Origin of the sequence: Anaerofustis stercorihominis (assembly GCF_005844425.1) — a bacterium.
GTDB classification, from domain to species: domain Bacteria; phylum Bacillota; class Clostridia; order Eubacteriales; family Anaerofustaceae; genus Anaerofustis; species Anaerofustis butyriciformans.
Map to the genome: position 1 here is coordinate 10,503 of NZ_SPHL01000034.1, position 9,834 is coordinate 20,336.

General features: G+C 29.2%; 6 protein-coding genes. 3 read left to right on the forward strand and 3 right to left on the reverse strand.

The window, feature by feature from the left end; all coding sequences use genetic code 11:
* Window positions 1-1,267: 1,267 nt before the first annotated feature.
* Complete coding sequence (locus FGQ49_RS08320) at window positions 1,268-1,756, reverse strand: terminase small subunit (RefSeq protein WP_138269408.1); 489 nt, start codon at window positions 1,754-1,756, stop codon at window positions 1,268-1,270.
* A gap of 27 nt (window positions 1,757-1,783) precedes the next feature.
* The gene (locus tag FGQ49_RS08325) at window positions 1,784-3,082 is read right to left on the reverse strand and encodes a PD-(D/E)XK nuclease family protein (RefSeq protein WP_138269409.1); all 1,299 of its coding nucleotides are present in this window, start codon (window positions 3,080-3,082) and stop codon (window positions 1,784-1,786) included.
* Between the two features lie 252 nt (window positions 3,083-3,334).
* Here FGQ49_RS08325 and FGQ49_RS08330 point away from each other — a divergent pair, with 252 nt between their 5' ends.
* Window positions 3,335-5,668, forward strand: a complete 2,334-nt coding sequence (locus FGQ49_RS08330; protein ID WP_138269410.1) for a hypothetical protein — start codon at window positions 3,335-3,337, stop codon at window positions 5,666-5,668.
* Between the two features lie 50 nt (window positions 5,669-5,718).
* Here FGQ49_RS08330 and FGQ49_RS10530 read toward each other — a convergent pair whose 3' ends face one another.
* Complete coding sequence (locus FGQ49_RS10530) at window positions 5,719-7,236, reverse strand: hypothetical protein (protein WP_138269411.1); 1,518 nt, start codon at window positions 7,234-7,236, stop codon at window positions 5,719-5,721.
* Window positions 7,237-8,480: 1,244 nt separating this feature from the next.
* On the opposite strand from FGQ49_RS10530, the gene FGQ49_RS08340 reads away from it, so the two are divergent.
* A complete protein-coding gene (locus FGQ49_RS08340) occupies window positions 8,481-9,320 on the forward strand; it encodes a DUF4373 domain-containing protein (RefSeq protein WP_138269412.1) in 840 nt (279 codons plus the stop codon).
* A gap of 6 nt (window positions 9,321-9,326) precedes the next feature.
* Complete coding sequence (locus FGQ49_RS08345) at window positions 9,327-9,749, forward strand: DUF1492 domain-containing protein (protein ID WP_138269413.1); 423 nt, start codon at window positions 9,327-9,329, stop codon at window positions 9,747-9,749.
* Window positions 9,750-9,834: the final 85 nt, after the last annotated feature.

Consider the following 9,834-nt stretch of genomic DNA (forward strand, 5'->3'; position numbering starts at 1 on the left):
CTTTCTTTATTTATTGTTTTTATAGAATTACTAATTGTTCCGGCCGATTTTTTTAATATTTCATCAATAAATTTATTTCTCATTTTTCCCTCCTTTTTTATCATTTTTAAATAAATTTGATTTCTATATTTCTAAAATAAACTTCATTTTTATGTATCTTTCAAAATTTTTACCTCCTTAAATACTTAATTTTTTTATAAAACCTAGCAATAAAAAAAGAGCATAACGCTCCTAAAATAAAATTATATTATCAAACTTAATTACAAACTTAAATCATATTCTACTGCCTAAAACCAATATTATGAATCATATTCTAACAACAAAAAACTGTCATGATAAATCTTAAGTTATAATACTTGCTATTTCATCAATAAATAAAACTAAAATAATTACTTTTATAGTAATAAGTATCATTTCAAAAAAATATTAAATAAACTAACAATAAACCACATCAAAATCCATAATCTTAATTTACATACCATATTCCACAGCATTACATAAAGTAATGAAACCATTAACTTTATATTTTACCACCATGACTTGCAAATTTTCATAAAATCCATTCAAACCCTAAACTCCCATTTAACAACAATGTCCTACCCCTTCTAAATAAAAGCAGATAATAAGGCAGGTTGGGGTAGCATTCCAGCACTAAAAATACGGGTAGTATTTTTAGTAAGCTTCGGAATGCGTTATAAGGCACTTCGCCGAGAAGTGTCTTTTTTACATCTATAGGACAAATAAAAACACAACACCTTTATTTATCCATTTATCTCACCCCTATAAAAAAACTATAACCTAAACAGCTCGGGGCAGCGGTAGCACTCGTTCATGGAAAACCTTGTAGATTTTTCATGAAATCCGAGTGCATAAAAGGCTCCACGCATAGTGGTGTCCTTTTTCCCAAATATTTGGACAAGTAAATATCCCTCACTTCTAAGAAAAATAAAACAAAAAAAATACAAACTCTTATTTATCTTTTACATCCCACCCCTAACATAGAACCATAAAATAAATAGCTTGGGGCGAAGGTAGTGGTCGTTTCAAAAATCTCGGGTAGAGATTTTTAGAAAATCCGACCACGTTAAAGGCTCCACGCTTAGTGGCGCCCTTTTATTCGACTTTTTTAGGCGAGTAAAAAAGTCGTGGGGTTTAAGGGGCAACGCCCCTTTGTATTCACGGCGTATGAGTGAAAGCATTTTATCCAGTATTTTTTGCTTCGGAAAAATACTGGTCGCTCTTTAGAGCGAAACCCTAAAATTTAATTTTAATCCGTAAGCGTAACCTTAATAGTCTTATTTACTTCCTTATCCTCTTCATCTTTAAATACTCCGTATCTCTTTCCCAGTAACTCCGCAGCCTTCATGGCATAACTAAGCTTTGTTGGAATTTGAACTACTTTAGGTGTTTCTGTCTTTTCTTTTACCTGCTTAAATTCCCCGGGCTCAACTTCTTTGTAGTCAACTTTTTCCTCTTTGTAAGTCACTACAACATCTTCCATCTCTTCCCTTCTCATAACCGATGTTAAATATTCCATTACTTCCTTTATATCTGCCACATCATCTGACTTTGTCTTATTTAAAACCGAGTTCATATATTCTTTTATAAGCGGGTTTTTAAGGTTTCTCGATGCAATACTCCCTGCACATTCCTTGCTGTAACCTGCCTTTAATGCTGCATTATATCCGTTTAATGATATTAAATATTCATCGGCAAAAGCCTTTTGCCTTTTTGTAAGTTCCTTTTTCTTCTCCATTTTTTCCTCCTAATATAAAAACAGAGCCTAAAGCTCTGTTTCCTGAATTATTTTATTTATTTCTTCTTTTTTTGACTTTATGTAATTTATAACATAAATCAAAAAGTAAAAATATAATTTATAATTTATCTCTTTGTCTTTTATCTTAAAAGTTACAAGTGTAAGGCGATAATTGTAGGTACTAACTTTTAACTTATCTGCTATTTCCCTTTTCAAATCTACATTTGATAATTCCTTTATATCATTATCCAGTAATTTTATTATTACCTCATCTGATAACTTGTTTTTTTCATTTACTAAAAATTTTATTATTTCTTCCTTTAAAGAATTATTTATTATGTCTATTAAAGATTCAATAACTTTACTATTTTTAATTTTTTTTCTTATATCTTGATATTTTTTATATAAATTTTCACCATTAACGTATTTTGATTCCATTGTTCTCTTTGAAAAATAAGGATAAGTTTCAAAATGTAAAAAAGTTTTGCCTTCTTCTACTTCCAAATGTATGTTAAATTCTAATTTTTTTTCTTCTTTATCTTCATTGCTGCCATTATCACCCTTTTTTTCCAATATTAAATCACTTTTAAATTTTAAATCACGAAGTGAAATCTGACAGAATTTTTTCCCATTGTAATTACCGGAACTGGCATAAATATTTTTATTATTTTGCGCAATAGTAGGATAATATCCATTTATCATTTTTAGCAAATATTCGATATAATCTTCAATTGTATCTGAAGAAAATATTTTTTTATTTTCTTTATCCATTTCTTCTGTATTCTTTTTACTAAATAAATCAAAAAAATCTTCTTCTAAAGGTGAATCATCCATTTTTTTAAGCTGCCAATAATAAACTCTTTTAAATTTTTTATTTGTCAGTTCATAAAATGACTTATCTGCTGTAAGATAAATATAATATTTATGCTCATAATCACCATAATTTTTATCTATTAAATCTACATATCTGTCTGTCTGCTTGTTTCCCTCTAAGGAATAGACTTTGTTTTCAATGCAGTAAACAGCATATTTACTTCCATCTTTTTTATTTACCGTTATAAATATATCTACCCTATTTTGTTTATTTTTTTTACCTTTATCATCTATTTTATCACTAAAATCATATTCGGTTTTTACCACTATCCCCTCTAAATCCAATTCTTCATTACCCGCTATTTCTTCATAATCTTCATAAGCCTCTTTTGCAATCATATCAAGAAAACGTATATCTTTTTTTATACAGTTTGCAAAAAATCGACTCATAACGATCTCCTTACTTTCGACCCCCAAAATTTTAAATATGTTAGTTTCTAAATTTCTTATCATCACACATTACCTCACTTATTCATTTACTATAATACCATATTAAAAGTATATTTACGTACCAACATACTCCCAAATTTATATTCTAAATTTAACATATTTTTAAAAACCTATCTACGATTTTTTCTTTATTATTTTTGAGGTAAGGAAATATTTCCCAATTATAAATCTAATGCTTATTACCATAATAAAATTTGTTGTTTATTTTAAAATACTAACTTATAATTTAATTAACGATAAAATGAGGAGAAAAAAATGAATACTTTAATAACAAAGCAAAACAACGATTTTATAATGCCTTTTTCATATGAAATTGTTATTCCTGAAAAAGAAAATGATTTTAACTATGAATATAGCATTCAAGATGAAACAAATCCAAATTTTAATGAAAATTTTAATTTAAAAGACAAAACCGAAAATGATTATATTGATAGTGAATTTTTAGAATATATAGATAACCTTACCAAAACAGATTATATACTATCTGCCGCAAGTGGTCTTTTTTCAGGTGGAATAAGTGCCTTTATTTGTAAAGAACTTTCTTTAGATAATGCTCAAACTATGGGAAAAGAAAAAGCAATAGATATCGTTATTAAAATAGCTAAGTTCAATGGCTTTAAAGGTGATAAAGATGATATCGCCGGAGCAATAAAACATTTAGAAGAAGGTTATCATTTTGCTTCTGACAGCCATACTAATATATACGGTGGAGGCAGACAACATCACTTAAGAGATTTTGCGCACCACCCTACAATTACCGGACTTATTTTCTCAATTATTGAGCAGTTTTTTTTATACAGCTTTGGAACCGATAAAGACGGTAATTTAATTTTTAACAAAATTACAAACACCAAATATATTGGTAAAAATATATATGAAAAAATATACTATGCAACTATAAAATGGACATTCCATTTAATAAGCGATATGGCAGGCTCAAAGAATACACCGGGAGAAGGTACAGGAATTCCGGGACCGATTTTATCTTTTCTAAAAGAAGTATCAACTCTGCCTTTAATACGAGAAATAAAAAATAATTATAAAGATGATGAAATAGAATTTTCAAATTTTATATCTAAATTATTTGACGGATCATATTTTGAACATAAATCTAAAGACGATATAATTAAATTTGACCTTAGAACCGAAATGGGAATTGCTTTTCAAATATCAAATCAAGCCATACCGGTAATTATTAATGAATGTATTGTAAGAGGATTTTATTTTATAAAAAGACTTTATATACAAATTAAAATAAACAATATTAAATCACTAAAAGATTTAAAAAAATTAGACCCTAAAACTTTTCTGCCTATAAACAACAGAAACTTAACACATATGATTACTATTTCCTCTGGTGTTTTCTTTACGGTTTCAACTGCAACAGCTGCAGTAAAAGCAGCATATAAAGGAAAAAACAATTTTACAAGACATTTCCTTTTAAATATAAATTATGTTGGAGTAGGACGTTTTACTTTTGCACTTCTTAGTGAAGGAATATATATATTAAAAGATCTAAAAGAAACATACAAAATATATAAACAAAGACAAGATGTACTTTTAAAAGAAACGTTTGATTTTAAAATATATGATTACTTTTCATTAAATGAAAAACAAATGCAAATACTCTTTTCTCTGAAAAAACAAAAAGTTCAATATGATATAAATACAACAAAAGATGATGTAGAAAGAAAAATAAAACAAAAATGGCTTCAACTATGGGAAAAAGATATTAATGAAAATTATAAAAATGAATTAGTTTTACTAAACAAAGACGAAACTTATAATCAAATATCAAATGAAGTTGGAAAAAGTATTGATATTGGCTGGCTTTATCTTATTACAATGGAATTATCTTTGTTTATTCCTTATTATCCAATAAAATCAAAAGAAGAAAAATGGAATAAAGTAATAAAATATAAAAGTAATTTTGAAGAAGAAGAATTTTGCAAATGTCAAATGATTATATCTTATGAAGATTACAAAGCAATATTAAAAGAATATAATAAAAATATAGGAAAGTTAGATAATAAAACAAAAAAAATAATCACAGGAGCAGGTATAACAGCAGTACTAGGAATGGCAACAGGAGGAGTTATTTATTACTTTTCACCTCAAATTGCAGTTTTAATAGCTGGATCATCTTTTGCTAATTTATCTGGAGCAGCATTAACAAATGCAAGTTTGGCATTTATCGGTGGTGGTTCTCTTGCCGCAGGAGGTTTAGGAATGGCAGGAGGAACGACAATACTTACAGGAGGCGGTGTATTTATAGGTTCGTTAAGTGGAGGAATAACTACATTTTCTACATTAAACTCAATTTCCTCAAAAGATTTGGTATTAAGTGAATGTGCAAAATTTTTAACTTATTGCAGTCTAATCCTAGTAAAAAAACAAAATAACATCGCTATGGTAAAAAATATACAAAAAAGTATTCAAGATAGTATAAATGAATTATCTAATCAACTAAAAATTAATGAACTAATATATAAGGATGAAACAATAATACACCAAAGTAAAAAGCAAAAAATGTATATAAAATATTTTGATAGATGCAATAAAATTCTATTAAATACTTTGAAAGATTGATATAAAGAAAGCCCTAAGACTATTCTTAAGGCTTTCTATTTATAAAATACTTATTTTTTCTTTTTCATATAAATTATACTTCCACCAACAACCACAATGCATACAACTAAGATTACTATCCACAATGTCATATTCGCACTATCTCCAGTCCCAGGAGTATTCAAATTTGAAGTATTTTGAGAAGAATTGTTGTTTGATGTTCCTTGAGATGTTCCCCCACTTTGATTTTGGTTATAATCTGGATCAACTGCCCCGCATACACTGCATTTTCCGTCAACATAGTTGTGAGCTGTTTTTTCTATAACACTGCCCTTTTTAACAACTTCATTACATACGCTGCATACTTCATCTCCGCTGTATCCTTCAGCAGTGCAAGTTGCTTCTTTCTTGTTTTCTAAAGTTACATTATGTTTTTCACTTATACTATAAGAACAGTTACTGCAAGATGTTTTATGATAATTTTCATCTACATAAGATACACTCAAATTATGTTCTTTTCCTAAGATTTCACAGTCCCATTGTATTGGTTCCATACCGTTATTTGAAGCCCATGCATCCATTGCAGAAACAAGATCATTATAGCTTTGCCCATTTATTGTAACAGGAGTTTCAAGTTTTTCATTATCTGTCTTACTTAAATTTTCAGAATTAGCTGGACTTCCAAATCCCATACTGTCATCAGAATCATAATAACAACTTCTTACAGTTCCTCCGTTACAATATCCAATCAATGTACCTGAACTATCGTTTCCATTTTGAGCAGCATTTTCCATAAAAGTAATGTTATTTGCATAACAGTTACTTATGGATGTGTAATATTCATTTACAAAACCAATAATACCACCCCTTAATTTACGACTTCCGGATTCTGCAGATAATGTTATATCATATGCAAGTACATTTTTTATATTAGTTCTATTATAATATTCATCACTTGAGTAAATACTACCACATAAGCCTCCAACATTTGTACTACTTCCTTTTGCAGAAATAACAGAATTTTTTATATTTATGTTAGATGCTTCACTTCCGGCAAAAGCTCCTGCTACGGTTCCGGCAGCTATGGAATTAGAAGAATTACCTACTTCTACATTACTATTTTCAAACTTTAGATTTTTTACACATCCGTTTAATACTACGCTAAAAAATCCAACAGCTTTATTGCCGTTAGTAATACTTTCTATATTTATATTCATATTGCTTATGGTATGATTATCTCCGTCAAAAGTACCTCTAAATAAGTTCTCATTATTATATTCAAGATTAACTCCATTCCAGTGTCCGATAGGATCCCAGTTATGTCCGGATAAATCAATATCATTTTTTAGGGTTATAGTCCATCCTTCATATGTATTACCATTATTTACTTCATACGAAAAAAGCCCAAGTTCTTTGGCGCTTGAAATTTCTATTGTCTTAGCACTGTCGTCTTTACTTGTATAAGCAGACGCACGAACACTATCATCACTCCAGTTTAAATCATCAGCCTTAACAAAAGAACCATTTAAGTTTACTCCACCCAAAACAATAAGGCATGAAACCAATACCGCAAAAATCTTCTTAACCAACGCCTCTTCCTCCAACTAAATTTATAAAATTATTTAATTAAAATATTTTGAAATTCAATGCATTGTTATTTTATCAAAAAACACATTATTTTTTCAAGATTTTTATAATTTCAATTAAATATTTTACATTCTTCATTATATAAGTTTGATTAGATATTTTTATTGTTTAAAAATCGTGTATTTCTTAGTAATTATGTTTTATGTTCTTACATAAATATCATAAAAACATAACCCCATATTTCACTTCTATGTTTATCTATCTTACAAAAAAACATTAAAACACTAATTTTATATTTAATTACAATGTTCCTATTCCTTACATGAAATAATTAAAACAATACCCCCATATTTCACTTCTATGTTCCACTATCTTACATAAAATCATTAAAAAACTACTACTACATTTCACAACCATGTCCCACCCCACTACACAAAACCAAATAATTAGGCAGGCTCGTGGTAGCTTTTCCGCCAGTAAAACTCGGGTAGAGTTTTACGTAGGCGTCAAAAGCGTTAAGGCACTTCGCCCAGTGATGTCTTTTTATCCAAATATTTTAACAAAACTTGATTAGTTCTTTAAGAAAAAAATTGAATATTCCACACCTAACAGGAAATCACAAACTAAATAGGTTTAAGGAGGCGGTAGTGGTCGTTTCAAAAATCTCGGGTAGAGATTTTTAGAAAATCCGACCACGTTATAAGCCTTCACGGCGACTGAGTGAAAGCGTTTTTTCCATATTTTTGAGCTTTGGCAAAAATATGGTCGGGTTGTTAAGGGCAAACAGTCCTTAAAAATAGGGTTTAAGGGGTTCCCTCCTTTAATGTCGAGTTATTAAGATAGAATCTCTTAAGTTTCCACCACATTACATAAAAACACGAAAAACTATCCCTACATTTCACAACAATGACTCCCTACCTTACATAAACATCATTAAAATACTATCTCACATTAAACGACCATATCCCACCCCACTACATAAAACCAAATAATTAGCTCGGGGTGGCGGTAGCTTTTCTGTCCGTATAAAATGCGGGTAGCATTTTGCGAGACATCGAAAAGCGTTTAAGGCACTTCGCCTAGAAGTGTCCTTTTTGCCTCTTTTTTTGGACAAGCAAAAAAAGAGTGGGGTGTTAGGGGCAAAGCCCCTTAAATTAATTTTAAAAAATTTGAAAAAAGCCGTTAATTTTTTTTGCGTAAAACATTGTAAAATATAGTTAAAGAAAAAATTTAAAGGAGTTGGGATATGGAAGGTGTAAATTATTTTCCGTTGGATGTGCATTTGGAAGACAAAGTAAATTTAATTGAAGCAGAATTTGGACTTACGGGTTTTGCCGTTTTAATAAAACTCTATCAAAAGATTTACGGCGGAAGTGGTTATTTTACCCTTTGGGATAATGAAGTGGAAATGCTTTTTTCTTCTAAAATAAACATTGATATAAAAAGGCTTAAAAGGATAGTTGAAAAGTGCATCGAAAGGGATATTTTCTCAAAAGATATGTACGATAATTTTTCTATTCTTACATCCAAAGGAATTCAAAAGAGATTTTTTACTATTACAAAAAGGCGCAAAGAAAGCGATGTTAAATGGGATTATATCCTGCTTAACAAAAAAGAAATAAAAGAGCTTAATCTAAAAAAACTTATGGAGCCCGATAAAAAAATTGCATGCAAAAATGACAAAAATGCTAACAAAAAGGATAAAAATGTATGCAACAATGAGGAAAATGCATGCAAAAATGAACAAAGTAAAGTAAAGGAAAGTAAAGTAAATAAAAGTAAAGAAAGTAAAGTAAAGGAAGAAAAGAAAAAATACGGTGATTACGGCAATGTTCTTTTAACAGATAATGAGTATAACGCATTAAGAATGAATGTTAATGATTATAAAAATAAAATAAAAGACCTTGATTATTATATAGGAAGTACTGGAAGAGAGTATAAAAGCCATTATATGACCATACTTTCATGGTCAAGGCGGGATAAATTCAAAAACATAAACAAATCATCTAAAATCGAGATTGAGGCCGATAGAGAATATGAAACTTACAGTGATGAATTAATAAAAGAAATGATGATGGGAGATTGATAAATTATGTTTGATTTTAAAAATGTTGAAGGGCTGTTATATGCTTATCCGATAATAAAAAAAAGCATTGACATAGACAGAGAAACACTAAGGATGTTAGAAGATTATGAAGCAGATATTCAAGCCGTTAAGTATGATGGAGTTAAGGTAGATAAAAGTGATATAAGCAATAATACTCAAAGAGAAGCTCTTGATTTAATAAGTGACAAGGCTTACTTAAATAAAAAAATAAAGAAAAACTCTCTTAAAGCTAAGAGAGTTGAAATGGCTCTTGAAGTGTTAAAGGAAGCGGAAAGGGATATAGTTGTAAAGAAATATTTTGACAGGTATTTGGATTATGAGATTTATGATGATTTATGTATTTCAAAGTCTACATATTACCGAATGAAAAATAATGCCGTTAAAAAGATTGGTGATGTTTTATACTAAGGACAAAGGGGCTTTGCCCCTTAAACCCCTTACTTAAGGGCTGTCTGCCCTTAACAACCCGTATTTAAGGGGTGTTACCCCTTAA